27 protein-coding genes and 1 tRNA gene are annotated in these 26,608 nt (G+C 63.6%); 15 read left to right on the forward strand and 13 right to left on the reverse strand.

Annotation, left to right across the window (positions count from 1 at the left end):
* Window positions 1–117: 117 nt before the first annotated feature.
* From LB515_RS15130 to LB515_RS15135, 3 genes are all read right to left on the reverse strand, one after another.
* Window positions 118–837: a helix-turn-helix transcriptional regulator gene (locus LB515_RS15130; RefSeq protein ID WP_095767352.1), complete on the reverse strand. Its 720-nt coding sequence runs from the start codon at window positions 835–837 to the stop codon at window positions 118–120.
* 18 nt (window positions 838–855) lie between these two features.
* Window positions 856–981, reverse strand: a complete 126-nt coding sequence (locus tag LB515_RS28150; RefSeq protein WP_263483645.1) for a hypothetical protein — start codon at window positions 979–981, stop codon at window positions 856–858.
* 204 nt (window positions 982–1,185) lie between these two features.
* On the reverse strand, window positions 1,186–1,350 hold the full coding sequence (locus LB515_RS15135; protein ID WP_095767353.1) for a hypothetical protein: 165 nt from the start codon (window positions 1,348–1,350) through the stop codon (window positions 1,186–1,188).
* Window positions 1,351–1,537: 187 nt separating this feature from the next.
* Here LB515_RS15135 and LB515_RS15140 point away from each other — a divergent pair, with 187 nt between their 5' ends.
* The gene (locus LB515_RS15140; protein ID WP_042641561.1) at window positions 1,538–1,717 is read left to right on the forward strand and encodes a hypothetical protein; all 180 of its coding nucleotides are present in this window, start codon (window positions 1,538–1,540) and stop codon (window positions 1,715–1,717) included.
* Between the two features lie 50 nt (window positions 1,718–1,767).
* On the opposite strand, the gene LB515_RS15145 is transcribed toward LB515_RS15140, so the two are convergent.
* From LB515_RS15145 to tkt, 6 genes are all read right to left on the reverse strand, one after another.
* Entirely contained in the window at window positions 1,768–2,508 is a 741-nt protein-coding gene (locus tag LB515_RS15145; RefSeq protein WP_224708197.1) for a DUF899 domain-containing protein, read from the reverse strand.
* Window positions 2,509–2,662: 154 nt separating this feature from the next.
* Window positions 2,663–3,688 (reverse strand): class I fructose-bisphosphate aldolase, encoded by a 1,026-nt coding sequence (locus LB515_RS15150; RefSeq protein WP_224708198.1) that lies wholly within the window; start codon window positions 3,686–3,688, stop codon window positions 2,663–2,665.
* Between the two features lie 117 nt (window positions 3,689–3,805).
* Window positions 3,806–5,002: a phosphoglycerate kinase gene (locus tag LB515_RS15155; protein ID WP_224708199.1), complete on the reverse strand. Its 1,197-nt coding sequence runs from the start codon at window positions 5,000–5,002 to the stop codon at window positions 3,806–3,808.
* Between the two features lie 160 nt (window positions 5,003–5,162).
* The gene (locus LB515_RS15160; protein ID WP_224708200.1) at window positions 5,163–7,052 is read right to left on the reverse strand and encodes a potassium/proton antiporter; all 1,890 of its coding nucleotides are present in this window, start codon (window positions 7,050–7,052) and stop codon (window positions 5,163–5,165) included.
* A gap of 269 nt (window positions 7,053–7,321) precedes the next feature.
* Entirely contained in the window at window positions 7,322–8,332 is a 1,011-nt protein-coding gene (gene gap / locus LB515_RS15165; RefSeq protein ID WP_095767356.1) for a type I glyceraldehyde-3-phosphate dehydrogenase, read from the reverse strand.
* A 147-nt stretch (window positions 8,333–8,479) separates the two neighbouring features.
* The gene (gene tkt / locus LB515_RS15170) at window positions 8,480–10,471 is read right to left on the reverse strand and encodes a transketolase (RefSeq protein ID WP_224708201.1); all 1,992 of its coding nucleotides are present in this window, start codon (window positions 10,469–10,471) and stop codon (window positions 8,480–8,482) included.
* Window positions 10,472–10,731: 260 nt separating this feature from the next.
* Between tkt and LB515_RS15175 the strand changes: the two genes are divergently transcribed.
* The 3 genes from LB515_RS15175 (at window position 10,732) to LB515_RS15185 (ending at window position 12,217) form a co-directional block, all read left to right on the forward strand.
* Window positions 10,732–11,004 (forward strand): DUF4164 domain-containing protein, encoded by a 273-nt coding sequence (locus LB515_RS15175; RefSeq protein ID WP_023763725.1) that lies wholly within the window; start codon window positions 10,732–10,734, stop codon window positions 11,002–11,004.
* A 4-nt stretch (window positions 11,005–11,008) separates the two neighbouring features.
* Window positions 11,009–11,374, forward strand: a complete 366-nt coding sequence (locus LB515_RS15180) for a cell division protein ZapA (protein WP_095767358.1) — start codon at window positions 11,009–11,011, stop codon at window positions 11,372–11,374.
* A gap of 183 nt (window positions 11,375–11,557) precedes the next feature.
* Window positions 11,558–12,217, forward strand: coding sequence for a peroxiredoxin (locus LB515_RS15185; RefSeq protein ID WP_224708202.1), 660 nt, complete (start codon window positions 11,558–11,560; stop codon window positions 12,215–12,217).
* A 256-nt stretch (window positions 12,218–12,473) separates the two neighbouring features.
* On the opposite strand, the gene rpoH is transcribed toward LB515_RS15185, so the two are convergent.
* Window positions 12,474–13,385 (reverse strand): RNA polymerase sigma factor RpoH, encoded by a 912-nt coding sequence (gene rpoH, locus LB515_RS15190; RefSeq protein WP_095767360.1) that lies wholly within the window; start codon window positions 13,383–13,385, stop codon window positions 12,474–12,476.
* Window positions 13,386–13,600: 215 nt separating this feature from the next.
* Window positions 13,601–14,671 carry an RluA family pseudouridine synthase gene (locus LB515_RS15195; RefSeq protein ID WP_224527137.1) on the reverse strand — a complete coding sequence of 357 codons (1,071 nt, stop codon included), beginning with the start codon at window positions 14,669–14,671 and terminating at the stop codon, window positions 13,601–13,603.
* A 26-nt stretch (window positions 14,672–14,697) separates the two neighbouring features.
* Between LB515_RS15195 and LB515_RS15200 the strand changes: the two genes are divergently transcribed.
* The 6 genes from LB515_RS15200 (at window position 14,698) to LB515_RS15225 (ending at window position 17,902) form a co-directional block, all read left to right on the forward strand.
* Window positions 14,698–15,081 carry a fimbrial protein gene (locus LB515_RS15200; protein ID WP_095767362.1) on the forward strand — a complete coding sequence of 128 codons (384 nt, stop codon included), beginning with the start codon at window positions 14,698–14,700 and terminating at the stop codon, window positions 15,079–15,081.
* Window positions 15,078–15,491: a VOC family protein gene (locus LB515_RS15205; protein WP_095767363.1), complete on the forward strand. Its 414-nt coding sequence runs from the start codon at window positions 15,078–15,080 to the stop codon at window positions 15,489–15,491. Before LB515_RS15200 ends, LB515_RS15205 begins: the two co-directional genes overlap by 4 nt.
* Before the next feature lie 86 nt (window positions 15,492–15,577).
* Window positions 15,578–15,652, forward strand: a tRNA-Glu gene (locus tag LB515_RS15210).
* Between the two features lie 143 nt (window positions 15,653–15,795).
* Window positions 15,796–16,377, forward strand: a complete 582-nt coding sequence (locus LB515_RS15215; RefSeq protein WP_224708203.1) for a VOC family protein — start codon at window positions 15,796–15,798, stop codon at window positions 16,375–16,377.
* Between the two features lie 23 nt (window positions 16,378–16,400).
* Entirely contained in the window at window positions 16,401–17,249 is an 849-nt protein-coding gene (locus tag LB515_RS15220) for a glutathione S-transferase family protein (RefSeq protein ID WP_224708204.1), read from the forward strand.
* Between the two features lie 281 nt (window positions 17,250–17,530).
* The gene (locus LB515_RS15225; RefSeq protein WP_224708205.1) at window positions 17,531–17,902 is read left to right on the forward strand and encodes a hypothetical protein; all 372 of its coding nucleotides are present in this window, start codon (window positions 17,531–17,533) and stop codon (window positions 17,900–17,902) included.
* Window positions 17,903–18,048: 146 nt separating this feature from the next.
* On the opposite strand, the gene LB515_RS15230 is transcribed toward LB515_RS15225, so the two are convergent.
* Both LB515_RS15230 and LB515_RS15235 read right to left on the reverse strand, forming a co-directional pair.
* Entirely contained in the window at window positions 18,049–18,264 is a 216-nt protein-coding gene (locus LB515_RS15230) for a hypothetical protein (RefSeq protein WP_224708206.1), read from the reverse strand.
* A 177-nt stretch (window positions 18,265–18,441) separates the two neighbouring features.
* Entirely contained in the window at window positions 18,442–18,789 is a 348-nt protein-coding gene (locus LB515_RS15235; RefSeq protein WP_224611108.1) for a hypothetical protein, read from the reverse strand.
* Between the two features lie 199 nt (window positions 18,790–18,988).
* Between LB515_RS15235 and LB515_RS15240 the strand changes: the two genes are divergently transcribed.
* From LB515_RS15240 to pstB, 5 genes are all read left to right on the forward strand, one after another.
* Window positions 18,989–22,333: a response regulator gene (locus LB515_RS15240; RefSeq protein WP_224708207.1), complete on the forward strand. Its 3,345-nt coding sequence runs from the start codon at window positions 18,989–18,991 to the stop codon at window positions 22,331–22,333.
* A gap of 494 nt (window positions 22,334–22,827) precedes the next feature.
* Window positions 22,828–23,886, forward strand: coding sequence for a phosphate ABC transporter substrate-binding protein PstS (gene pstS / locus LB515_RS15245; RefSeq protein WP_224708208.1), 1,059 nt, complete (start codon window positions 22,828–22,830; stop codon window positions 23,884–23,886).
* Window positions 23,887–23,950: 64 nt separating this feature from the next.
* The gene (gene pstC / locus LB515_RS15250) at window positions 23,951–24,937 is read left to right on the forward strand and encodes a phosphate ABC transporter permease subunit PstC (protein ID WP_224708209.1); all 987 of its coding nucleotides are present in this window, start codon (window positions 23,951–23,953) and stop codon (window positions 24,935–24,937) included.
* Window positions 24,938–24,940: 3 nt separating this feature from the next.
* Complete coding sequence (pstA, locus tag LB515_RS15255) at window positions 24,941–25,792, forward strand: phosphate ABC transporter permease PstA (RefSeq protein WP_095767368.1); 852 nt, start codon at window positions 24,941–24,943, stop codon at window positions 25,790–25,792.
* Complete coding sequence (gene pstB / locus LB515_RS15260; RefSeq protein ID WP_095767369.1) at window positions 25,789–26,592, forward strand: phosphate ABC transporter ATP-binding protein PstB; 804 nt, start codon at window positions 25,789–25,791, stop codon at window positions 26,590–26,592. The genes pstA and pstB overlap by 4 nt, the downstream gene beginning before the upstream one ends.
* Window positions 26,593–26,608 lie beyond the last annotated feature (16 nt).

Below are 26,608 nucleotides of genomic sequence, written 5' to 3' on the forward strand. Positions count from 1 at the left end.
GCCGAGACGGAGGCGGGGTGTTCCAGCGGAGTGAGACGCGGCGTTCCCTGGAACACCCCTCATCCGGCCGCTTCGCGGCCACCTTCTCCCACAAGGGGAGAAGGTGAAAAGCGCAAGTCACGTCCGCGCGGCGCGGTCGGGGGCCATACCGTAATCCTCTGAGCGCTCGACGGCGCGGTAGAAATCGGCGAGCTGCTTGCCCCGCTCCGGCTTGAAGATGCGGCCGGCAATGACGACCGAGGCGATGCGATCGATGCGGAAGGCGCGGAAATCGTCGCGCATCTCGCACCAGGCGACCAGTGTCCAGACCTTGCCCCAGAACCACAGCCCCAACGGCCTGATGTCGCGCGCGGTGCCGCGGCCGGCTTCGTCGGAATAGTCGATGGTCAGCACCTGGCGCTTCTCGATGGCGCGCTCGATCAGGTCGATCGCTTCCCGCGCGGCGTCGCTCACCACCCACATCGGCGTGTGGATCTCGGTGCGGGCGATGCGGTCCTTCTCGGTGTCGGGCAGCACGGCGCCGATCTTGACCAGCGCCTCGTCGGCGGCCCTCGCCATCGTAGCGCCGCCGAAGGCGCGCACCATGCGGGCGCCGGCAACCAGCGCCACGATCTCGTCACGTGTGAACATCAGCGGGGGAAGGTCGAATCCCTCCCGCATCATGTAGCCGACGCCCGCTTCGCCATCGATCGGCACGCCGGTCGACTGCAGGTCGGCTATGTCGCGGTAAATGGTGCGTTCTGAAACCTCGAGCCATGCGCCAAGCTTCTGCGCGGTGACCAACCGGCCGCCCCGCAAATGCTGCACGATCTGGAAAAGCCTGTCAGCACGACGCATCGCTAGATCCCCCGAGGATTATGGCATAAGCCCTTCGCGCTTGCGCTGCGCGGCAATGAATTTCGCACCGAAGGACAGTCGCGGCGACGGCTTGATGTGGTTGACGCCCGGTGCGTTCAGCTTGTCGTTCCAGCTTCTCACCATTGCGGATTACTCCGGATCGTCGAACCATGTTCGTTGCTGTCAGGATCGAAGTCGCTCCAATTACCGCATGCCTCCTGACAACATACTGTCAGGAGGCTACGGCGAAGCTACCGGCAAACAAAGGCTTCTTTCCCTGAACTCAACATCGCTGGCCATTACATCTGGGCGCGCTGCCGCCACAATCCAAGTCGCGGCGGCAAAATTTCAGTTTTCACGCACGCGGCCCTGGTAAAGGTCCGGCCAGCCGATGTCCTTGCGGATGTCCGCCGGCAAGGTGTTCAGGAAACGCTGGGTGCGAATCTCGTTGCGCACGGTGCGGATTCTGCCGACATAATGCTGCACACTACGCAGAATTGTAAAACCGTTCATGACCTCACTCCTCTCTTTTGGATGGGAAGAGTATCTCACACCCCTCCTGACAGCAGTCTGTCAGGAAGTTGGCAGGGTGCGGAGAAAGACGGTGCGGTGCCGCTCGCAGCGTTCGAATAGGCCCTATTTCTGTCAGGAATGCTGCGCCCGAGGCTGCGCTCGAGAACAGCTTTGACAGTCGCCATCGATGCTGGTCAAAGGCGGCATGACGAAACTGCTCGCCCTTGTCATCTGCGGCATCATGCTGATCCAGGTCATCAAGCCGCTGGGCTGGCCGGGGCTGAAGCGGCGCGGCGATTTTTGGAAGCTGGCGCTGCTTGCGATGGCCGCTATCTCGCTGGCGGCGGTGCTTGGGCACTGGGCATAGGCCTGTCCATATTCGGGGGAGGACGGCTCGCGAGTGGCGCGTCCTGCCGTTCACGCGCAGCAGTCCGACCGATCCTTGTCTTTGTCCCGATATTCGTCATGCAGGCGCACCCAGTCCATCAGGTTGTGATAGGGACCCGTCTCGCCGCGGCCCTTCGGCGTCATGTCGAGATAATGATAGGCGCCGATCAGCGCGTCGCCGCCGCGGGCGCGCGACATGAAGGTGAGGAAGATGTCGCCGCACTCGTTGCGATAGAAGATGCTGGTGCCGGGCAGGTCTTTCGACCGCAGCGGGCGCTTCTCGAAATTATAGGTGGTCTCGCCCGCCGCGATCTGCTTGTCGGTGAAGGAGACCTGCAGGTCGAAGTTGAAATCGGACGCATAGGACGACACCCAGTCGAACTTCCAGCCCATGCGCTGCTTGTAAGGCAGGATTTCGGCCAGCGGCGCACGCGAGATGACGACCAGCGAGACGTCATGATGCTTCAGATGCCGGTTGGCGCCGTCGATATGGTCGGCGAGGAACGAGCAGCCCTCGCAGCGGTGGTCGGAGCCCGGCGCCATCATGAAATGATAGACGATGAGCTGGCTCTTGCCGGCGAACAGTTCGGCAAGATGCTTCGGCCCCGCTTCGCTCTCGAATACATAATCCTTGCGCAGCTTGAACCAGGGCAACTGCCGCCGCTCCGCGGCGATAAGCTCGCGGAATTTTGTCAGCTCCTTCTCGCGCTCGAGATGCTTGCGATGCGCTTCGAACCAGTCTTCGCGCGAAACAACGGCATTGCGATGCATGACCATCTCCTGTCCTCTCCTGCCAAGGACGTTCGACATCGGCGCGATCCGACATGGTCGATAGCGGTCGGCGCCTGACAAGTGGGAACGCGGCTCGCAAAAAGCAAAAACCCGGGCTGCCGGCCCGGGTTTTATGCACTGCTCAGAGATGGCGTCAGGCGGCCTTTTCCAGCGCCGGCTGCCATTTTCCGAGCGCTGCCAGATGGTTCATGTGGGCCCGGTGAGTGAAGGCAGCCTGGCCGGCGGCAATGTTCGAGGCCTTGCCGCTCCATGCCTTCTGCGGCGCGGCCTGCAGCGCGCGGCCATAGGAGAAGGTCAGTTTCCAAGGATGCGGGCCGATGGCGTTGATGGCATTGAGGTTGGCGGTCGCCTCCTCGTCCTCCTGGCCGCCGGAGAGGAAGGCAATGCCGGGCACTGCCGACGGCACCACTTCGCGGAACAGCTTTATCGTCTTTTCGGCGATTTCCTCCGGGCTGTCGGTCTTGCCGGACTTCTTGCCGGAGATGACCATGTTCGGCTTCAGGATCGACCCTTCCAGGATGACGCGCGCCGCGTAGAGTTCGTCATACAGCTTGACCAGCGTCGCCTTGGAGACGTCGTAGCAGGTGTCGATCGAATGCGCCCCGTCCATCAGCACTTCCGGCTCGACGATCGGCACGATGCCGGCTTCCTGGCAGAGCGCGGCATAGCGGGCCAGCGCGTGGGTGTTCGAGGCGATCGAATTGGCCGAGGGCACGCCCTTGCTGGTGTCGATGTCGATCACCGCGCGCCATTTGGCGAAGCGGGCGCCGAGCTTGTAATAGTCGGCAAGCCGCTCGCGCAGCCCGTCCAGGCCCTCGGTGATGGTGTCGCCGGGAAAGCCGGCGAGAGGCTTGGCGCCGAGATCGACCTTGATGCCGGGAATGGCGCCGGACGCCTTGATGATGTCGACCAGCGGTGTGCCGTCGGCGGCCTTCTGGCGAATGGTCTCATCGTAGAGAATGACGCCGGAGATGTATTTTGACATCGCCTCCTTGGACCGGAACATCATCTCGCGATAGTCGCGCCGGTTATCGGCCGTGGATTCGACGCCGATGACGTCAAAACGCTTCTTGATGGTGCCGGAGCTCTCATCGGCGGCCAACAGGCCCTTGCCGCCGCTCACCATCGCGGCGGCGATATCTTCGAGACGTTCGCTCATGGGTGCTCTCCTACGCTGCGTTTATTCCGCGCTAGCAGAACACTACCGCCAAAGGAATGACGCCGGAAAGCCAGAATCGATTGAAAGCCGCGCGGGCTTTGCCCGGTCTCGGACTGTTTACCGCTTCAGCACCTCGACGCCCGGCAGCGGCTTGCCTTCCATCCATTCGAGGAAGGCGCCGCCGGCGGTCGAGACATAGGTGAAGTCGTCGGCGACGCCAGCATGGTTGAGCGCGGCCACCGTGTCGCCGCCGCCGGCCACCGAGACCAGCTTGCCTTCCTTGGTGCGTGCGGCCGCATGCTTTGCCGCGGCCACCGTAGCGCGGTCGAAAGGCTCGATCTCGAAGGCGCCGAGCGGCCCGTTCCAGACCAGCGTCGCGGCGCGGTCGATCCAGTCGTTGACGCTCTGCACGGTCTTTGCACCGACATCGAGGATCATGCCGTCGGACGGCACGTCCGAGATGGCGACGGTCTCGCTGGCGGCGCCCGCCTTGAATTCCTTGGCCACAACGCCGTCGGCGGGCAGGATGATGGCGCAGCCGGCTTCCGCCGCCTCGATCATGATCTGCTTGGCGGTGCCGGCGAGGTCATGCTCGCAGAGCGATTTGCCGACATCGGTGCCGCGCGCGGCAAGGAAGGTATTGGCCATGCCGCCGCCGATCACCAGCGCATCGACCTTCTTCACCAGGTTCATCAACAGGTCGATCTTGGTCGAGACCTTGGCGCCGCCGACGATGGCCACCACCGGCCGTACCGGATCGCCGAGGCCCTTTTCCAGCGCGTCGAGCTCGGCCTGCATGGTGCGGCCGGCAAAGGCCGGCAAATGATGCGCCAGACCCTCGGTCGAAGCATGCGCGCGGTGCGCGGCCGAAAAGGCGTCGTTGACATAGATGTCGCCATTGGCGGCGAGCTGTTCGGTGAAGGCCGGTTCGTTCTTCTCCTCGGCCTTGTGGAAGCGGGTGTTCTCGAGCAGCAGGACGTCGCCGTCCTTCATCGCCGCGACGGCGTCCGCGGCCTTGGCGCCGACGCAGTCGGCGGCGAAACCGACCGGGCGGCCGAGAACGTCAGCCGTGGCCCTGGCGATAGGCTCCAGCGAGAATTCGGCCGATGGGCCGTCCTTGGGGCGGCCGAAATGCGCAAGCAGGATGACCTTGGCACCCATTTTCGAGAGCTCGGCGATGGTCGGCGCGATGCGCTCGATGCGAGTGGCGTCGGTCACCTTGCCGTCGGCGACGGGAACGTTGAGGTCGACGCGCACCAGGACGCGCTTGCCGCTGACGGCGCCGATATCATCGAGTGTCTTGAAGCCGGCCATGGTCGTTCCTTCCTAGTGCCTTGATGCAATCCAGACGGAGAACCGCCCACACTTTTCCTGAAATTGCTCTAGCAAAAACGCGGCGACCTTACTCGGCGCGGAAGACGATGCAAGGGCCGCGTCAATGGCGCGCGCGCAAAAATGATGTCGCCGTGAGACATCAGCCTTCGCCGGTTGCCTTCTGCCCGTCCGCTGGGGGCGCCACGGTGTCGACCGGCACGTCGTCGGCTGCCTGCTTCGCCGCCGGCCTGCGCCAGCTGCGGATCAGCGCTGCGATGCGGTCGCCGATCTCGCCGGCGCTCATGAACACCGGCACGCGCGCGACCGGCGCGGTCGGCTCGAAGGACAGGCCGAGGCCGGTGATTCTGCCTTTCTCATCGACATCGCGCACGATCAGCTCGATCGGTCCGATCATCACACGGTCGGCATATTCGGCACGGCCGCCAAGCCGCTCGGTAACGAGCGCTGCAACGGTGAGCTTCTGCTCGGCCTCGGACAGACCGGGGGCATAGGCGGCTTCCAGCTCCGCGGCCGAGCGGGCCGGATCGACGGCAAAGGCGCCGAAGAAGTCGGCATCCTCCGGATCGACCACGGCGCGGCTGGCAAAAAGCTTGTCGAGCAGGCGCGGATAGCGGTCCGGCACGAAGATGTAAACCTGATCGCCGGCCGCCAGCCGGCCCATGTCCTGGAAGCGCATCGAGCGGCCGTCGCGCAGCACCAGCGAGGGCCTCGCCCAGCGCGGGATGCGCTCGCCCCGCGCCACCGGGCTGCCGGGTGCTACGCGATAGGCGAGCAGCTCATGATGTGCCGAGCCCGGCAATTCGAGCTCAACCTTGTCCAGCGGCCCAAGACGGGCCGGCACGATCAGCCCGAGGCGGCGCGCCAGCGGACCGACCGTCCAGCCCTGCACCACCAGCGACACCAGCACGATGATGAAGGCGGCGTTGAAGATCAGCCGGCCGTGCTCGAGCCCGCCGAGCAGCGGCGTTATGGCGAGCAGGATCGAGACCGCGCCGCGCAGGCCGACCCAGGAGACGAAGGCGACCTCTGGCCGCGGCAGCCGGAACGGGGTCAGGCAGAGCCAGACGGCGACCGGGCGGGCGACGAAGATCAGGAACAGGCCGAGCAGGATCGCCGGCACAAGGATTTCGGGGAATTGCGAGGGTGTGGCGAACAGGCCGAGGATCAGGAACATGATGATCTGCGCCAGCCACGACATGCCGTCCTGGAAACGCTTCAGGATGGTGACGGCGCGTATGTCGGAATTGCCGGCGATCAGCCCGGCAAGATAGACGGCGAGGAAACCCGAGCCGCCGACGGCGCCGGCTGCCGCGAACACCATCAGCGATAGCGTCAGCACGAAGATGGGCAGCAGGCCGTGATCGAGATTCAACCGCTCGACCAGACGCACGATGGCAAAACCGCCGAGCACGCCGATGACGGCGCCGAGCCCCATATTGGCGAGGAAGCCGAGCAAAAGGTTGGTGGCCAGCACGTTGGCTTCCGGGTTGGCATGCGCGGCGATGATCTCGACCAGGGTGATGGTGAGGAAGATGGCGATCGGGTCGTTGGTGCCGGATTCCACCTCGAGCGTCGCGCGCACGCGCTCGCGCAGATGGATCTCGCCGGCGCGCAGCAGGAAGAAGACGGCGGCCGCATCGGTAGACGCGACAGCGGCGCCAAGTAGAGAGGATTCCAGCCAGCTGAGATTGAGGAAATACGAAGCGGCGACGCTGAAGATGCCGGTGGTGAGGATAACGCCGATCGTGGCCAGCGACAGCGCCGGCCCGGCCGCCTGGCGCAGCGCGTTGAGCGGCGTGCCGAAACCGGAATCGAACAGAATGATGGCCAAGGCCAGTGAGCCGGCAAAATAGGCCAGCCGCGCATTGTCGAATTCGATGCCGAGCCCGTCGACGCCGGTAGCAAGGCCGATGCAGAGGAAGAGGAGCAGCAAAGGCGCGCCGAAGCGGAAGGCGATCAGGCTCGAAAACGCGGCGGCGACAATGAGCGCCGTGCCGACCAGCGTCACGAGATATATCGCATGCTCCATCCGCTATTGCCCCTCCAAGTCCCTCTGTTTGTGGCTTTACGGGAGAGTGGGGCGAAGACATGACCAGTGCAAGGCAACAGGATGTTTTTTGGGTTCAATGCTTCCAAACTTCGTCATTCCAGGGCGAAGCAGGAGCGAAGCTCAGCCGCGGATTCTGGAATGACGACGCGATTGGTGTTCCGGCTGTCACCAGGTGCGCTGATCCGCCGAGACTTAAACGAAAACGCCCGGCCGAAGCCGGGCGTTTTGAACTGTAAATTGACGAGCGATCAGCCGATGGTCTTGCCGAAGGCGACGGCGGTGTCGCCCATGCGGTTCGAGAAACCCCATTCGTTGTCGTACCAGGACAGCACCGAGACGAAGTTGCCGTCCATCACCTTGGTCTGGTCGAGTGCCACGATCGAGGAATGCGGGTCGTGGTTGAAGTCGATCGACACGTTCGGGTGATGGGTGACCGACAGAACGCCCTTCAGCTTGCCATTGGACGCGGCGATGACCGCTTCGTTGATCTCCTGCGCGGAAGTCGAGCGCTTGGCGATGAACTTGAAGTCGACAACCGAGACGTTCGGGGTCGGCACGCGGATCGAAATGCCGTCGAGCTTGCCCTTGAGCTCGGGCAGCACAAGGCCGATCGCCTTGGCGGCGCCCGTCGAGGTCGGGATCTGCGACAGCGCCGCGGCGCGGGCGCGGTAGAGATCCTTGTGCATGGTGTCCAGCGTCGGCTGGTCGCCGGTGTAGGAGTGGATCGTCGTCATCATGCCCTTCTCGATGCCGACGGTCTCGTGCAGCACGGCCGCCAGCGGCGCCAGGCAGTTGGTGGTGCAGGACGCGTTCGAGATGACGATGTGGTCCTTGGTCAGCTTGTCGTGGTTGATGCCGTAGACGACGGTGAGGTCGGCGCCTTCGGCCGGGGCCGAGACGAGCACGCGCTTGGCGCCGGCGGTGAGATGCGCGGCGGCCTTGTCGCGGGCGGTGAAGATGCCGGTACATTCGAGCGCGATGTCGACACCGAGCTCCTTCCAGGGCAGTTGGGTCGGATCCTTGATCGCGGTGACCTTGAACTTCTCCTTGCCGACCGAGATCTGGTCGCCGTCGACGGTCACCTCATGCGGGAAGCGGCCATGCACGCTGTCATAGCGCAACAGGTGCGCGTTGGTCTCGACCGGGCCGAGGTCGTTGACGGCGACCACGTCGATGTCCTTGCGGCCGGATTCATGGATGGCGCGCAGGATGTTGCGGCCGATGCGGCCAAATCCGTTGATGGCAACTCTGACGGTCATTGTTCTCTCCCTTGGGGCGGATGGGTCCGCAGTGTCATAACGGCGGAAGGCGCAAGAATCCAGCCGCAGAAGGTCGCATTTAAATCGATTAGGTTGGTCCAGTCCGGCAAAACCGTTAATCGGCCTGCCGGGCCCGAGGCAATTCTCCTACTCGCCGTGTAGCCGGGCTTCGACCGCCTTGGCGGCAGCTTCGGCGGTGATGCCGAAATGCGGATAGAGCTGCTCGATCGAGCCGGAGGCGCCAAAACCGTGCATGCCGACGAAAATGCCGTCGGTGCCGATCAGGTGATCCCAGCCCTGGCGGATGCCGGCTTCGATCGCGACCTTCACCTTGGCGTTGCCGATCGTCTTCTTGCGGTAATCCTCGCTCTGCTGGTCGAACAGCTCGAAGCAGGGCACAGAGACGACGCGGGTCGGATGGCCGTGCTTTTCCAGCAGGTCGCGCGCGCCAAGCGCGACCTCGACCTCGGAGCCGGTGGCGAAGATCGTCACCACGGCCTCGCCGCCGGCGGCGGCCAGCTCATAGGCGCCCCGGCTGGAGAGGTTCGTCGCCGAGTGCTCCGTGCGCACGGTCGGCAGGTTCTGGCGGGTCAGCGCCAGCGTCGAGGGCGTCTTTTCGGATTCCAGCGCGATCTGCCAGCATTCGGCGGTTTCGACCGCGTCGGCCGGGCGGAAGACATTGTGGTTGGGGATGGCGCGAAGTGCGGCCAGATGCTCGACCGGCTGGTGGGTCGGGCCGTCCTCGCCGAGACCGATCGAATCATGCGTCATGACGAAGATCGAGCGGATGCCCATCAGCGAGGCCAGGCGCATCGACGGGCGGGCGTAGTCGGAGAAGCACAGGAAGGTGCCGCCATAGGCGATCAGGCCGCCATGCAGGGTCAGGCCGTTGATCGCCGCCGCCATGCCGTGCTCGCGAATGCCGTAATGGACATAGCGCTGGCCGTAATCGTCGGGCGTGATGTTCTTGGTCTGGCTGGTCTTGGTGTTGTTGGAGCCGGTGAGGTCGGCCGAGCCGCCGATGGTTTCCGGCACCGCGCCGTTGATGACTTCCAGCGCCATCTCCGACGACTTGCGGGTGGCGACCTTTGGCTTGTCGGCCGACAGCTTCTTCTTGTAGTCGGCGATGACGGCGTCGAAGTTGGAGGGCAGCTTGCCGGCGAGGCGGCGCTCGAACTCGGCCTTGAGCTTCGGCTCGGCCTTCGCCAGGCGGCCTTCCCAGTCGGCGCGGGCCTTGGCGCCATCCGTGCCGACGGTCCGCCAGGCATCGAGGATGTCGGCCGGAATCTCGAAGGGCGGCGAGTCCCAGTTGAAGAATTTGCGCGCCCCGGCGATTTCCTCGGCGCCCAGCGGCGAGCCATGCGCCTTGTTGGTGCCGGCCTTGGTCGGGGCGCCGAAGCCGATGGTGGTCTTGCAGGCGATCATCGTCGGCTTGTCGGAATGGCGCGCCGCCTCTATGGCATAGGCGATCGCTTCCGGATCGGTGCCGTCGATGTGGCTGGCGTTCCAACCGCTGGCCTGGAAGCGGGCGACCTGGTCGGTGTTGTCGGCCAGCGAGACCGGACCGTCGATCGAGATGTTGTTGTTGTCCCAGAAGACGATCAGCTTGTTGAGCTTCAGATGCCCGGCCAGCGCGATGGCTTCCTGGGAGACGCCTTCCATCAGGCAGCCGTCCCCGGCCAGCACATAGGTATAATGGTTGACGAGGTCGTTGCCGAAGGCGGCGTTCATGATGCGCTCGCCGAGGGCGAAGCCGACCGAATTGGCGAGGCCCTGGCCGAGCGGGCCGGTGGTGGTCTCGATGCCGGCGGCATGGCCGTATTCGGGATGGCCGGCGGTCTTGGAGCCGAGCTGGCGGAAATTCTTGATCTGGTCGATCGTCATGTCCTCATAACCGGTGAGGTAGAGGAGCGAATAGAGCAGCATCGAGCCGTGGCCGGCCGACAGAATGAAGCGGTCGCGGTCGGCCCAGTGCGGTGCCTTGGCGTCGAATTTCAGGAAACGGCTGAACAGCACCGTGGCGATGTCGGCGCAGCCCATGGGCAGGCCTGGGTGACCGGAGTTCGCCTTCTCGACGGCGTCCATGGAAAGGAAACGGATCGCGTTGGCCATCCGATCATGTTGTTCACGCGAGGTCATGCTTCCTCCGGAAGTGAGTTGGAGCCTGGGGAGAACCCTTGGAAAAGGATGCCGCGACACATAGCAGGCACGGTCTTTTAGTCAACAAATCGGGATGGATTTTGCCGGGCTTGTGATGGCACCCGCCGCCTACATTAGCGATAGCGGGGGACAGTCGCGAGAGCTTTGTTGACGTGCCCTTCACCCGGCGCCTAATCTTTCCCAGGTAACGCGTTCTGAACACGTGCGATTCGGTGATGGGCAGGGCATAGGACGAGGCCATGACCGGGGAAACGACCCTCAAGGAAGTCATCGCCAGGCTGGGCAAGGCCATGGAAGGGCTGGAAAACGCCGTGGCGGCGAAGCTCGAGCATGAGCGCGATTATTCGGAAGCCGAGGCCGAGGTGCAGCGCATGAACGCCGACCGCTCGCGCCTGGCGCAGGAGCTCGACAATTCCGAAGCGCGCGCCGAACGGCTGGAGGACGCCAACAAGGAAGTGTCGCGGCGGCTGGTGACCGCCATGGAAACCATCCGCGCGGTCCTGGACAGGTAAGGCAATGGCACAGGTCACGGTTTCCATCGACGGCAAACAGTATCGCATGGCCTGCGACGAAGGCCAGGAAGAGCATCTGATCGACCTTGCCGAGCGCTTCGACCGCTATGTCTCGCACCTGAAGGATTCCTTCGGCGAGATCGGCGATCAGCGGCTCACCGTCATGGCCGGCATCATGGTGATGGACGAGCTCTCGGAGCTCACCAAGCGTGTCAAAGGCATGGAGAGCGAAGTGCTGACCTTGCGCAAGACGCGCGACGAGGCGCTGACCAAGGCCGACAAGAGCGACAGCGTGCTCACGACCGCGCTCGGCGCGCTCGCGCAGCGCATGGAAGACCTCACGGCGACGCTCGCGATAAGGAAAGCCTGAGCGGCCCACCCTCTCGCGAAAGTGCAAAATCCTGCCGGAGAGCGCCGTGCTCGCCAAAAAAATATTTGGCTGCAGCGGGCTAGGTTACGGCTCCTGGCGTTTGACCGATGCCGCGATGGTGGTAGCTTAGAATGCTTGCCGGCCGAGCCGGCCATCGTTTCATCAAAAGGGTAGGGATAGGTCATGAGTCTTCGTATCAACGATGTCGCGCCGGATTTCACGGCCGAGACCACGCAGGGCACCGTCAAGTTCCACGACTGGATCGGCGACGGCTGGGCGGTGCTGTTCAGCCATCCGAAGAATTTCACGCCGGTCTGCACCACCGAGCTCGGCACCATGGCCGGCCTCGAAGGCGAGTTCAAAAAGCGCAACGTCAAGATCATCGGCATCTCGGTCGATCCGGTATCGAGCCACGAGAAGTGGCAGGCTGACATCAAGACCGCCACCGGCCAGACGGTGAACTATCCGCTGATCGGCGATAAGGACCTCAAGGTCGCCAAGCTTTATGAAATGTTGCCGGCAGGCGCCGGCGAGACCTCCGAGGGCCGCACGCCGGCCGACAACGCCACCGTGCGCTCGGTCTATGTCATCGGCCCGGACAAGAAGATCAAGCTGGCGCTGACCTATCCGATGACCACAGGCCGCAACTTCGACGAGATCCTGCGCGTCATCGATTCCATCCAGCTGACGGCCAAGCACCAGGTGGCGACGCCGGCCAACTGGAAGCAGGGCGACGACGTCATCATCACCGCCGCCGTCTCCAACGAAGACGCGATCAAGCGTTTCGGCGCGTATGAGACGGTTCTTCCTTACCTCAGGAAGACCAAGCAGCCGACAGCCTGAGCCTTTCCTTCTCCCCGTTCCACGGGGAGAAGGTGCCCGAAGGGCGGATGAGGGGCGGCGCCGCGGTCGAGGATCAGCGCGCCGGCCTCGCGAAGACAGTCGCTGGAAAGACAACCTAGCAGCCTCAGCGCTGCCCCTCATTGCCCTGGCGGGCATTTCTCCCCGTATAGTTACGGGGAAAGGGGCGCGCGACCGCTTTCGCCAAACAAAAAGGCGGCGCCGAAGCGCCGCCTTATTCATTGATTCCTTGAGCTTGTTACGCCGCCGGCTGCGCCTCGATGGTCCGCAGCGCCTGGGTCTGGCGCTTGGCGGCCGCCTTGACCGCGTCCTGCACCTTCTCGAAGGCGCGCACCTCGATCTGGCGCACGCGCTCGCGGCTGATGTCGAACTCGGCCGAGAGTTCTTCCAGCGTCAGCGGCTCTTCGGCCAGGCGACGCGCCTCGAAGATGCGCCGCTCGCGGTCGTTGAGCACCGACAGGGCACCCGACAGCATGGTGCGCCGGTTTTCCAACTCGTCCTGCTCGATGAGCATTTCTTCCTGGCTCTCGTGATCGTCGACCAGCCAGTCCTGCCATTCGCCGGACTCGCCTTCGCTCGCCCGGATCGGGGCGTTGAGCGAAGCGTCGCCCGAAAGGCGGCGGTTCATCGACACCACTTCGGCCTCGGAAACGTTGAGGCGAGTGGCGATCTCGGCGATCTGCTCGGGCTTCAAGTCGCCATCGTCGAGCGCCTGGATCTTGCCCTTCACCTTGCGCAGGTTGAAGAACAGACGCTTCTGATTGGCGGTGGTGCCCATCTTGACCAGGCTCCACGAGCGCAGGATGTATTCCTGGATCGAGGCCTTGATCCACCACATGGCATAGGTGGCGAGCCGGAAACCACGCTCCGGTTCGAATTTCTTCACGGCCTGCATGAGGCCGACATTGCCTTCCGAGATCACCTCGCCGATCGGCAGGCCGTAGCCGCGATAGCCCATGGCGATCTTGGCGACGAGCCGCAAATGGCTGGTGACGAGCTTGTGGGCAGCCGTAGTGTCCTGATGCTCGGCATAACGCTTTGCGAGCATGTACTCTTCCTGCGGCTGAAGCATCGGAAAGCGGCGGATTTCTTCCAGGTAACGGGCGAGACCGCCTTCACCGGAAACGATACTGGGTAATGATTGGGCCATGATAGCGCCCCTCTCTCTTTGGAGTGGATGCCCCCGAAACGCGGCGGGCATTCGTCACGGATCCCAAAGGCTCATCCGCGACAACCTGTGTATATAGGAACAAAACCAGAAAAGACAGGCATTTGTTCAACGCTAAACAGTCTGTCACGCTAAAGTGAACAACGCCGGTCAGGTTTTTTGATGGCTGGTTTGCAGCTTGTTCGTGGCGGGTCGGTTCAGAGTTTTCGGAAGTCGCCGACGAGTTCCTCCATGTCTCCTGGTATCGGCGCTTCGAACCTCATCGTTAGATGGGTGGTCGGATGCCGGAATTCAAGGAGCCACGCGTGCAGGGCCTGCCGGGGAAAGGCTTTGACCTTGGCCTTCAAGGGTCCGGGCAGCCGGTTGGCCTTGGTGCGGAAAGCCTGCCCGTAATCCGGATCGCCGATCACGGGGTGCCCGATATGGGCCATGTGGACGCGGATCTGGTGGGTCCGGCCCGTCTCCAGCCGGCATTCGACCAGGCTTGCCGTGGCGAAAGCCTGTTGTCCTTCGCCGAAACGTTCGACAATGCTGAAATGGGTGACGGCATGGCGGGCGTCGTCGCGACTTTCAGACACCACCGCGCGGCGGACGCGGTCGGCGGCGCGACCCAAGGCAGCCTCGATGGTGCCGGTCGGCCGTTGCGGGATGCCCCAGACCAGCGCCAGATAGGCGCGCTCGAGGTCGCCGGTGCGGCCATGATCGGCAAAGGCTTCCGACAGCGCCTTGTGGGCGCGGTCGGTCTTGGCCACGACCATGACGCCGCTGGTTTCCTTGTCGAGGCGATGGACGATGCCAGGACGCCTGACGCCGCCAATGCCGGACAGGCTGTCGCCGCAGTGATGGATCAGCGCGTTGACCAGCGTGCCGGTCCAGTTGCCGGCGCCGGGGTGGACGACCAGTCCCGCCGGCTTGTTGATGACGATCAGCTCGTCGTCCTCGTAAAGAATGTCGAGGGGAATGTCCTCGCCCTGTGGCTCCGCCGGCTCCGGAGCGGGCACGAGGATCTCGATCGTCTCACCGACCGTCAGCTTGCGCTTGGCTTCCAGCACCTTCCTGCCGGCGATGGAGACTGCGCCTTGCTTGATCAGCGCCTGCACGCGGCTGCGCGAGAGCTCCGGACCGAGCTTGGCGGCAAGCCACTGGTCGAGGCGCTGGCCGGCGGCATCGGCGCCGGCTTCCAGGACGGTGGCTTCGCCTGCGGCCAACTCATCGTCCGTCGGTTCCTCCCCTATCAATGTCGAACTCTCTTCGTTATGAGCGCTCATCGAAACCCGTTGCGGATTGTTTAGCCATGGCCCGGCCGATCGCCGAAGAAGATGAGGAAAAGCCGCTCGACCCCGCGGCCGAGAATGTGCGCCGCAAGCTCGTCCGCTTCATGATCGTCAATCTCGGCCTTCTGTTCCTCGCCCTTATGGTGGTGATTGGGGCGCTTGTCTACAAAGCCCGCAACGCGCCGGTGGCCGGATCGGCGCCCGCCGGCGATGTTCAGGCTCCGGCCGGTGCGCCGCTCTCGGGCGACATCGTGTTGCCCGTCGGCGCCAAGGTGATCAGCCAGTCGCTCTCCGGCAACCGCCTGTCGATCGACGCCGAGCTTGCCGATGGCGGCCGTTCGATCTTCGTCTACGACATCTCCGAGCGCCGCATCATCGGCCAATTCGCGGTTCGCAACAAATGAGCGGCTTTGCCGAGCAGCGCAGCATTGCGACCGTCGCGCTCGTCGTCGGCAATTACGACGAGGCGATCGCCTGGTATGTCGAGCGGCTCGGTTTCGTGCTGAGCCAGGATGTCGATCTCGGCGGCGGCAAGCGCTGGGTCACCGTCGCGCCGGCGAAGGGCAAGGGGGCGAGGCTGCTCCTGGCGGAAGCATCCGGCGAAGAGCAGGCAAGCCGCATCGGCAACCAGACCGGCGGCCGCGTCTTCCTGTTTCTCGAAACCGACGATTTTTCCCGCGATCACCAGGCGATGCTCGCCAAGGGCGTCGAGTTCCGCGAAGCGCCGCGCCACGAAGCCTATGGCACGGTGGCCGTTTTCGCCGATCTCTACGGCAATCTCTGGGACCTGATCGAGCCGAAACGGCAGCGCTGACCAGCAGCTTTGGGCAAAGCACGCAAAGTGCCGGAAACCCCAGTTGCTTTTTCCCAGCCGCCAGCCTATGTAGCCGGTTCTTGAGCGCGCCCATCGTCTAGCGGTCAGGACACCGCCCTCTCACGGCGGGAACAGGGGTTCGATTCCCCTTGGGCGTACCAAGCAACTCTCCTGTAGACCGAAAGACCAATCCCTGCTGGGTCCAATCTGGCGTTCGCGCGTTCGTCCGTTCTGGCGCAGCGCTTGCAGTTGCTTTAGCATTCTCTGCACAAAGCCTGCCGCAAGTGCGGGCGGGAGGAGTCCAATGCGGAAGCTGCAGTCGCAAGGTGTTCATCATATCACGCTGGTCGGCGCCGGGCGCCAGACCTCGATCGACTTCTGGGAGGGCGTGCTCGGCATGCCTTTCATCTTCGAGCAGCCCAATCTCGACAAGGCGAGCGAAAGCCACCTCTACTTCGATCCCGGCGACGGGCGGCTGATCACCGTCTTCACCGACGAGACCCGGGTCCCGGTCAAGCGGCGGACACCGACCGATATAGGCTGCGTCCATCACATCGCGTTCTCGGTGTCGCGGGTCACATTCCTGCAGGCAGTCGCGCGGCTCGACGAGCGCGGCATCAAGCACAGCGGCGTCAAGGATCGCGGCTTCATGGATTCGATCTATTTCGAAGATCCGCTCGGGCTGTTGATCGAGCTCGCGTCCTACCGCTTCGACCCGCCGGCCGGCTTCACCCATGCCGACGTGCTGATGGAGGCGCACAAGATCCGCGTGGCGCGGGGCGACTACAACATCGCCGAATTGCACCTTGCCGACGCCATCCAGGCGCTGGTCGAGCGGTCACGCGCAACCCTGTCGGAAAACAGGGCGCCGAGGAATCCGTACTGAGCAAGCAAAGGGAGGGACATGAAATGGCAAAAGCCGCAACAAAGAGCGCGAAGAAACCCGCTGCCAAGGCCGCGCCGAAAGCCGCGGTAAAAGCCGCCGCGAAATCCGGCGCCAAGGCATCGGCGAAGGCGGCGGCCAAAGCGGCCGCGACCTCGAAAGTGGCGAAGCCAGCTAAGAAGCCGGGCATAAAACTCAGCATGCTGAGGCCGAGCGTCAACAACATGACGGTGCGAGTGTTCGCGCGCGCGGCCGGGCTCGATCCGGCGGAGACCGATGCCTGGGGCCTTACGCGTTCGCCCGAATTCCTGGCGCGCAACCCGGCGCATCTGACGCCGATGATCGAGGACAAGGGCCTGCCGCGCGGCGTGCTGTGGGAAAGCTGCGCCATCATGCAGTATCTCGCCAACAAGCACGGGCTGGACAAGTTCTATCCGAAGGCGCCAGCAAAGCGGGCGATGATCGATAGCGCCATGTTCTACCTGGTCGGCACGCTCTATCCTTATGTCGCCCGCGCGACCTATCCCGCGCTCGGCTTTCCGCAATATGCCGGCGAGGTCGGCCACAGCGACGCCCATCCCGACAAGAAATCGGAAGCGCAGAAGGCGGCGATGGCTGCGATCGCCGAGCCGCTCGAGGTGTTTCACTCCTTCTTTCGTAACGGCAAACCGTTCATCGGCGGCAACAACCCGTCGATCGCGGATATAAGGCTGGCGGCGACGCTGGAATTCCTGGCGGTCATCGACTACGCGCTGCCCAGCTGGGCGAAGGAATACATGGCGGCCATGGAGAAGAAGCTCGGCAAGGCCTATGCGGAGCCGGCAGGCGACGTGCGCGGCTACATCGCGCATGTGAAATCGCAGGCCAGGGCCTAACAGCCGGCTCAGGTTAAGGTTTCATTTACCCAACGCCTGTCTACTGGTCACAGTCCTCGCCGCGACCACGGATGTACTGGCGCGAAGCGGAGGCGAAGGGAAAGGTCGGCCGAGCGCCGGCCTTTTGCTTTTCCGGCCGTTGTATCGCCTCCCACGGCAATTACGACATACGACTTATCCGGTGCCAGACTGGTTGAAATCCTATTGTCATCGGCGGGATTGATCCTACCATTACCTAGGGTTGACAGGTGCGAGCCGGGCAAAAAGCGATGAGGACGGCGATGACAAGAACGGTGAAACTTTCCGCGGTCGCGAGCGCGCTCCTGGCGAGCGCCGCCATCACGGCCGAAGCCGCGCCGCTCAACGGTATGAACGAGGTTGGCGCCGCCTTGCTCGCCTGCTGGACGCCGCCGGCCAATTCCGACAATTCCTCGGTGACACTCAGCTTCAGCTTCAAACGCGACGGCACGCTGATCGGACCGCCGAAAACAACTGCTATCCATGTCAGCGGCGACGACAAGGCGCGTAAGGCGTATATCGACGCTGCGACCAAGGCCCTGAACGATTGTCTGCCGCTCAGCCTTTCGCCCTCGCTGGCGCAAGGCATCGCCGGAAACGTCTTCACGCTGCAGTTCAACTCGCCGAAGAAGTAGGCCACGGCGAAGGCACCGAGCCTAAGGCTCGCGATCTTCCTAGATTCGCTCCATGCGCTTCAGGTTTTTGATGTTAGGCATGTCTTTGTCCCGAAATCGGTTGGAAGACATGTTCTAACCGTGTCGCACTTTTCCTGGAATTGCTTTCAGGTCAAACCGCGTGCGCGCCTGATCTGGGCGTGCTTTTCCAACTCCGGCATCTCGAAGACATAATCGTTCCAGGCGGAGTCCGGAATCTGTCCGGCAAGGTAACAATCCAGCAGAAGGCTTTGTTCGGGGGTAAGGGGTCTCGGCGCGTGCTCCAGCCCAAGCGAATGGATCAAGTTCCTGGTCAGGCCAGAGACGGTGAAGTGAAAGGACATCTTCGGTCTCCTCTGCGCAGCGCGCGTCACATCAACGCCAACAACGTCCGTCACCGGGCAAAGGTTTCATCAGCGATCCGTGATCGCGCCGCGGTCGCGGCCGGGCTGAATCTGTCGGGCTGTCTTTCTTCACGGGCAGTGGATCCAGCCGGCATCGACCGGCGGATTGAGGCAAAGCTACTCGCAGATGACGCGGTAGCGCTTGCCGGTTTCGCCGACATTCCTGCAGGTAAGAGCGGTCTGCTCGTCCGAAGACTGATCAGCCAGATTCTGGTTATATGAAGGCCTTGCCGGAGACCTGGAATAGCGCCTGACCGACGGGCCTTGCGGCGCGCCCGGCGGCGGCAAAGGAAACACGTCCGACGCGATCTGCCGCGACGCGGTCGTTCCCGGCGGCGCCTTGTCCCAGACACGTCTGACGTCCATCCGGCTAGGGACGATCACCGTGCCGTCGTCGCTGCGCGCGCAGCCGCCCGCCGCAAGCAGCGCCGGGCACAGGATGAAAGCCGCGATTCGACCAAACATTAGCAACACCTCAGGCACCTTATAATGCGTTGTTGCCATCATCGCCAACGGGCGGATTACCGCAGCCGGCGCCAGGGCCGGAAGCTGGCTCAACGGCACCGGGCGGCAGGCGGTTGCAATCATTATGGTTAGCGGATCGTTAATGCTTGTCGGGCACATTCCCCCGACGGACCGGCACAGTTCGGCCTTGGGGGTAGGAATGGCGGATACGGACGGGACTGTCGAGGCGGACAACGAGGCGGACAGACGCGGCAACGAGGCCTTTCTCGGCGACGTCCACGATATGGCCGGGACCTCGGAGGCGCTTGCCAATCTCAGGCTGATGGTCGATTCGATGCCGATCGGCGTCATCGTTCTCGATGCCGAATTGCGCGCGGAGGTGGTCAACCGGGCATTTTACGACTTCTGGCAGATCGATCCGCGGCGCGCTCCGGCCGGCAGTCGCTTTCGCGACCTCATGGAAGCCAGTCGTGATGCCGATCCGTTCGGCGCCGAGGAACAGGCCTGGCAAAGACATGTGGCCGAACGGGAGGCCGAAATCCGGGCTGGAAGCGCAGGGTCCAGGCAGTTGCCGCGCAAGGACGGCCGCACGCTGATAGCCTCGCTGGCGCCTCTTCCAGGCGGCAAGCGGCTGATCTCCTATGTCGACATCACCGACATGAAACAGCGCGAGAACGAGGCAGAGGACGCGCGCAAGAATCTCGTCACCGTGCTGGAGTCGCTGCCGGCGGGGGTCATCATCTACGATCGCGACGACCGCTTCGTCTTCGCCAACCGCAAGCTGCAGGATACGCTGCCGGCGCTGAAGCCGGCCTGGCAGCCTGGCCGCACGTTTCGCGAGGCGTTGGCGCTTGGCCACTCCGTCGGCTATTTCCGCTCGAGCGGCGACTCCGGAATCGACAGCCTGTATGGCGTCGACACCGAGCGTTGGCTTGACGCCATGCTCAAGCGGTACCGTTTGCCGAGCTCGGCCTACGAACGCCTCAACGCCGACGGGCGCTGGTACCAGGTCTATGACATGCGTACCGACGACGGCACATTCATCGGCGTGCGTGTCGATATCACCGACATCAAGGCGCGCGAGAAGGCGTTGCGCGATTCCATGCGCCAGATCGACCTTTACCGGCATGTGATGGACGAATTGCCCGTGGCAGCCTTCATCAAGGCCGACGATCTCACCATAGAATTCGTCAACAAGGCCTGGTGCGCGCTGACCGGACTGCCCAAGGACGAGGTGCTCGGCAAGACTGATCGCGAGCTTTTCGCGACCGAAGAGGCGGACGGTTTCAGCAATGACGACAACGAAGTTGTGGCGACCGGCGCGGGACGCGAGATCGAGGAAGCCGTCACCCACCGCGACGGCACGGTGCGCCAGCTGATGACGCGCAAGAGTCGGCTGGTGGCGATCGACGGGTCGGTGCATCTGGTCGGCTCCAGCACCGACATCACCGACGTCAAGGCGCGCGAGCAGGCGCTGCGGCAGAGCATGAGCGAGAACGAGGTGTTCCGCAGCCTCATCGACAATGTGCCGGTGTCGATCTACGCCAAGCGCTCGGACCTCAGGCAATTCTACGTCAACAAGGGCTGGTGCGATCTCACCGGCTTCAGCAGGGAAGAAGCGATCGGCAAGACCGACGTCGAGATTTTCGGCGCGGACGGCGAAGCCTTCGTCGCCGGCGACCTTGCTGTGCTTCGCACCGGCGAGACGCAGGAGATCGAAGAGACGGTGACGATGCCGGACGGCAGCGTCAGGCATCAATTCGCGCGCAAGGGCGCGATGATCGCCTCGGACGGCTCGCTCTATCTCATCGGCTCCACCACGGACATCACCGAGCTCAAGCAGCGCGAGGCGGAGCTCAGCGAGGCACGCCGGCGCGCCGTGCTCGCCGACCGGGCCAAGTCGGAGTTCCTCGCCAATATGAGCCACGAGATCCGCACGCCGATGAACGGGGTTCTTGGTATGGCAGAGCTGCTGGCAAAGTCGGACCTCGATCCGAAGCAGAAGACGTTCACCGACATCATCGTCAAATCCGGCAATGCGCTGCTCACCATCATCAACGACATCCTCGACTTCTCGAAGATCGATGCCGGCCAGCTGGTGCTCGACCCTGCACCCTTCAATCTGGCCGAGGCGATCGAGGATGTGGCGACGCTGGTCTCGACGCGCGCCAAGGAGAAGGACCTCGAGCTCATCGTTCGCATTCAGCCGGGCCTCGACGGCCAGTTCGTCGGCGATGTCGGCCGTGTCAGGCAGATCGTCACCAACCTGCTCGGCAACGCGGTGAAGTTCACCGACAAGGGTCATGTCCTGGTCGACGTGACGGGTGAGCGGGTTCCGGCGGGAACGAGGCTCACCATTTCCGTGACCGATACCGGCATCGGCATTCCGGAAGACAAGCTGAAGCAGGTTTTCGAAAAATTCAGCCAGGTCGACACCTCCTCGACCAGGCGGCATGAGGGCACCGGGCTTGGCCTTGCCATCACCTCGCGGCTGGTCGAGATGATGGCCGGCGAGATCGGTGTCGACAGCGCCGAAGGCAAGGGTTCGACCTTCTGGTTCACGATCACGCTGCCCAAGGCCGAGCAGGGCGGTCAGCGCATCATGCCGGTCGACGTCACCGGCGCGCGCGTGCTCATCGTCGACGACAATGCCGTCAACCGCTCGATCCTCAGCGAGCAGATGGCGTCATGGACGTTCGATTCCTGCGCGGCCGAAAGCGGCGCCGAAGGGTTGAAGGTGCTGATTGCCGCCGCCGCCTACGGCGTGCCGGTGGACTGCGTCGTGCTTGATTATCAGATGCCGGGCATGACCGGCGCCGAGATGGCGCGCATCGTGCGCAATACGGCGGGCCTGGCGCATACGCCCATCATCATGCTGACCTCGGTCGACCAGTCGCTTGCCGGCACGGCCTATCGCGACCTCGGCATCGATGCGCAGCTGATCAAGCCGGCGCGCTCCTCCATTCTCCTGGAAACGCTGGTCTCGACCATCCAGCGCCACCGCCACAGCAGCGCGGCGGCGCAACCCGCCATTGGCACCGCCAGCCCCCCGCGAGCCGCTCCGGCGCAGACGGCGGCATCGGAGCGCGCCATGCTGCAACCGCCCCCGGCGCGGGCTCGTCCGCGCCCCGCCGATGCCGAGCGCGAGCTCGACATCCTCGTCGCCGAGGACAATGAGGTGAACCAGATGGTGTTCACCCAGATTCTTGGCGAGACCGGTTACCGCTTCGAGATCGTCGGCAACGGCCGCAAGGCGCTCGACGCCTTCGGCAGACTCAATCCGCGCATGATCCTGATGGATGTATCGATGCCGGAAATGAACGGGCTGGAGGCGACGGGCGCGATCCGCCGGCTCGAGGAGGACATGGGCACGCATGTGCCGATCGTCGGCGTCACCGCGCATGCGCTGAAGGGCGACCGCGAACGCTGCCTGGAAGCCGGCATGGACGATTACCTGCCGAAGCCGGTCAGTCCGCGGGCGCTGCTCGAAAAGCTCGAGCGCTGGCTGGGTTCGGACGTCGAGACCCGGCGCAACGCCGGTTAAAACGAATTTGGCGGGCAGGACGGCGGCAAGGGGCTGACGCATGCGTATGGTGCGATCGCACCATACCAAAGCAAGCGCCAAGCTCGGACAATCATGACATTGATTCCGCTCTTCGGTTACGGGCGGGAGCAGCGACCGCCGACAAGAAACAGCGTCGACTCTACCCCAACGGACCCTGTTTTCGGCGATGGCCAGGCCATGATCCGCTCTGGCTTACAGGCAACGCACTCTCGTCCGGATTTTATTTCCCGGCGGCCGTCATCCGGCCGCCGGGATAAATTTTGTTTCAAAAGTCAGACAAGTTGCTGATTTCCGCGGCAAACTCCGTCCGGCCCTTCGAGGCCGCTGCGGAACCCCTTCCGAGCATCCTCGTCCAGACGTTACCGGGCTGACACGAAACTGTCATGCGACTGTAATAATCGAGGGCTATTGCGCTGACCGGGCGCCGATACAACGGGTGCCGAAAGACCATCTTCCGAACAGGAGCAGGCCACATGAGACATTTCATCCGCTCGGCGGCCGTTGCAATTGCAATGGCTGCGGCATCAACCCTTAGCATGGCCGCCGCGATGGCAGCCGACATTTCCGGCGCTGGCGCCACCTTCCCCTATCCGATCTACGCGAAGTGGGCCGACGCCTACAAGAAGGAGACCGGCATCGGTCTCAACTACCAGTCGATCGGCTCCGGCGGCGGCATCAAGCAGATCAAGGCCAAGACCGTGACCTTCGGCGCTTCCGACGCGCCGCTGAAGGGCGAGGATCTCAACTCCACCGGCCTCGCGCAGTTCCCGATGGTGATGGGCGGCATCGTGCCGGTCGTCAACCTCGAAGGCATCAAGCCGGGCGAGCTGGTGCTCGACGGTCCGACGCTCGCCGACATCTTCGCCGGCAAGATCACCAACTGGAACGACGCGGCGATCAAGAAGCTCAACCCCAAGATCAAGCTGCCCGACCAGGCGATTGCCGTCGTCCACCGTTCGGACGGCTCGGGCACCACCTTCAACTTCAGCTACTACCTGGCCGACGTCAGCGCCGACTGGAAATCGAAGGTCGGCGTCAACACCGCGCTTGAATGGCCGGTGGGCATCGGCGCCAAGGGCAATGAAGGCGTCGCCAACAACGTGTCGCAGACTGGCGGCGCGATCGGCTATGTCGAATACGCCTATGCCAAGCAGAACAAGCTCACCTATACCGACATGGTGAACAAGGACGGCAAGAAGGTCGAGCCGACCGCGAAGGCGTTCTCGGCCGCCGCGGCCAATGCCGACTGGAGCTCGCAGCCGGGCTACGGCGTTATCCTGGCCAACCAGGCGGGCGCCGAATCCTGGCCGATGACTTCCGCCACCTGGATCCTCGTCTACCAGAAGCCCGATGATGCGGCAGCCACGGCCGAAGCGCTCAAGTTCTTCGCCTGGTCCTATGCCAAGGGCGACAAGATGGCTGCTGAGCTTGACTACGTTCCGATGCCCGACAAGGTCGTGAAGAGCGTCGAGGAGATGTGGGGCAAGGACATCGTCGACAAGGATGGCAAGCCGGTCTACTCCGGCATGTAATTCCCGCCGAATGAGGAGGGCGCCTCTAGCGCCCTCCTGTCTCTTTCGAAATGCGAGGGGCTAAATGACAGCCGTTTCCGAAGCCGCGACATCGTCCGCCCTGCGGACCAGAGAAGCGACGGTGCGCCGCTTCGCCGTCACCGACATGGTTTTCCGGACGGCGACGCGCCTTTCCGCCATACTCGTGCTCGTTCTGCTCGGCGGGGTCGCGATCTCGCTGGTCGCCGGATCGTGGGAGGCCCTGTCGAAGTTCGGCTTCTCCTTCCTGACCACCGAATCCTGGAACCCGGTCACCGAGAATTTCGGCGCGCTCGCGCCCATCTACGGCACCATCGTCACTTCGGCCATCGCCATTCTCATCGCCGTGCCGATCGGCATCGGCATCGCCGTCTTCCTGACCGAGCTTTGTCCGCGCCCGCTCAGGCGTCCGATTGGCATCGCCGTCGAGCTGCTCGCCGGCATTCCCTCGATCATCTACGGCATCTGGGGCCTGTTCGTCTTCGCGCCGTTCCTGCAGACGACTGTGCAGCCCTTCATCATCAGTCTTTTCCACGGCATACCGGGGCTCTCCAGCCTGTTTGCCGGTCCGCCCTACGGCATCGGCTTGCTGACCTCGTCGCTGATCCTCGCCATCATGGTGCTGCCTTTCATCACCTCGATCACCAAGGACGTGTTCGACACGGTGCCGGCGGTGCTGAAGGAATCGGCCTACGGCATCGGCTGCACGACCTGGGAAGTGACCCGGCGCGTGACCATCCCCTATACCCGCATCGGCATCATGGGCGGCGTCATGCTCGGCCTCGGCCGCGCGCTCGGCGAGACGATGGCCGTCACCTTCGTCATCGGCAACGCGCACCGCATCAGCGCCTCGCTGTTTGCGCCGGGCACGACGATCTCGGCGACCATCGCCAACGAATTCACCGAAGCCGACGGCAACCTCTATACATCCTCGCTGGTATCGCTCGGCCTGATCCTGTTCATCATCACCTTCATCATCCTCGCGCTCGCACGCTACATGCTGTTGCGCATCGATAGCCGCACGGGAGCCTGACCGATGTCGACTGCCGCATCGCTTCACCAAAGCCGCAAGCGCAAGAATGCCGTGATGATGACGCTGTGCGTCGTCGCGGCGGGCATCGGGCTGGCCTGGCTGGCGCTGATTCTCGGCGCCCTGCTCTACAAGGGGCTTTCCGGGGTGTCGCTCTCCGTGTTCACGGAAATGACGCCGCCGCCCGGCGATGCCGGCGGCCTGCTCAATGCCATCTACGGCAGCATCGTCATGACGATCATCGGTATCGTCGTCGGCACGCCGATCGGCGTGCTGGCCGGCACCTACATGGCCGAATACGGACGCTTCTCGAAGCTTACGACGGTGGTGCGCTTCATCAACGACATCCTCTTGTCGGCGCCTTCCATCATCATCGGCCTGTTCGTCTACGAGCTGATGGTGCGGCCGATGGGGCACTTCTCGGCGATTGCCGGCGCGGTCGCGCTGTCGATCCTGGTGATCCCCGTCGTGGTGCGCACCACCGAGGACATGCTGAACCTTGTGCCCAACGCGCTGCGCGAAGCAGGCACCGCCATCGGAGCACCGCGCTGGGTAGTGATCCGCTCGGTTGCCTATCGCGCGGCGCTCTCCGGCATCGTCACCGGCATCCTTTTGGCGATCGCCCGCATCTCCGGCGAGACGGCGCCGCTTCTCTTCACCGCGCTCAACAACCAGTTCTGGTCGAGCAATCTCAATGCGCCGATGGCCAGCCTGCCGGTAACCATCTTCCAGTTCGCTCTCAGCCCCTACGAGGAATGGCAGCAACTGGCCTGGACGGGCGCACTCATAATCACCCTGACGGTTCTCGGGCTGAGCATCATCGCCCGCAGCCTAACCGGACGCAGAGAGGACAGATGAAACCGATGTTGTCCACCGACCTGAACGCAGCCGACACGACCGTCGAGAAGGCCAAGATCGAGGTCAAGAACCTCAATTTCTACTATGGCCAGTCGAAGGCGCTGAAGGACATCAACCTGTCCCTGCCCGAGCGCAGCGTGACCGCCTTCATCGGCCCGTCGGGCTGCGGGAAGTCGACGCTGCTGCGCGTGCTCAACCGCATCTACGAGCTCTATCCGAAGCAGAGCGCCGAGGGCCAGGTGCTGCTCGACGGCAAGAACATCCTCGACCGCTCGCAGGACCTCAACCTGCTCAGGACCAAGATCGGCATGGTGTTCCAGAAGCCGACGCCGTTCCCGATGTCGATCTACGAGAACATCGCTTTCGGCGTCAGGCTCTATGAGAAGATCAGCAAGGCTGAGATGGACAGCCGCGTCGAGCAGGCGCTGAAGCGCGCAGCACTCTGGAACGAGGTCAAGGACAAGCTCAACGCCAGCGGCCTAAGCCTCTCGGGCGGCCAGCAGCAGCGCCTGTGCATCGCCCGTACCGTTGCGGTGAAGCCCGAGGTCATCCTGCTCGACGAGCCGGCCTCGGCGCTCGATCCGCTGTCGACCGCCAAGATCGAGGAACTGATCGACGAGCTGCAGGCCGACTACACGATCGTCATCGTCACCCACAACATGCAGCAGGCGGCGCGCGTGTCGCGGCAGACGGCGTTCATGTATCTGGGCGAGCTGGTGGAGTTCGACCGGACCGAGAAGATCTTCACCTCGCCCCGCGAAAAGCGCACGCAGGACTACATCACCGGCCGCTTCGGCTGAGCTCATACGAGGACAT

Source organism: Mesorhizobium sp. CA15 (assembly GCF_020165215.1).
Taxonomy (GTDB): Bacteria; Pseudomonadota; Alphaproteobacteria; order Rhizobiales; family Rhizobiaceae; genus Mesorhizobium.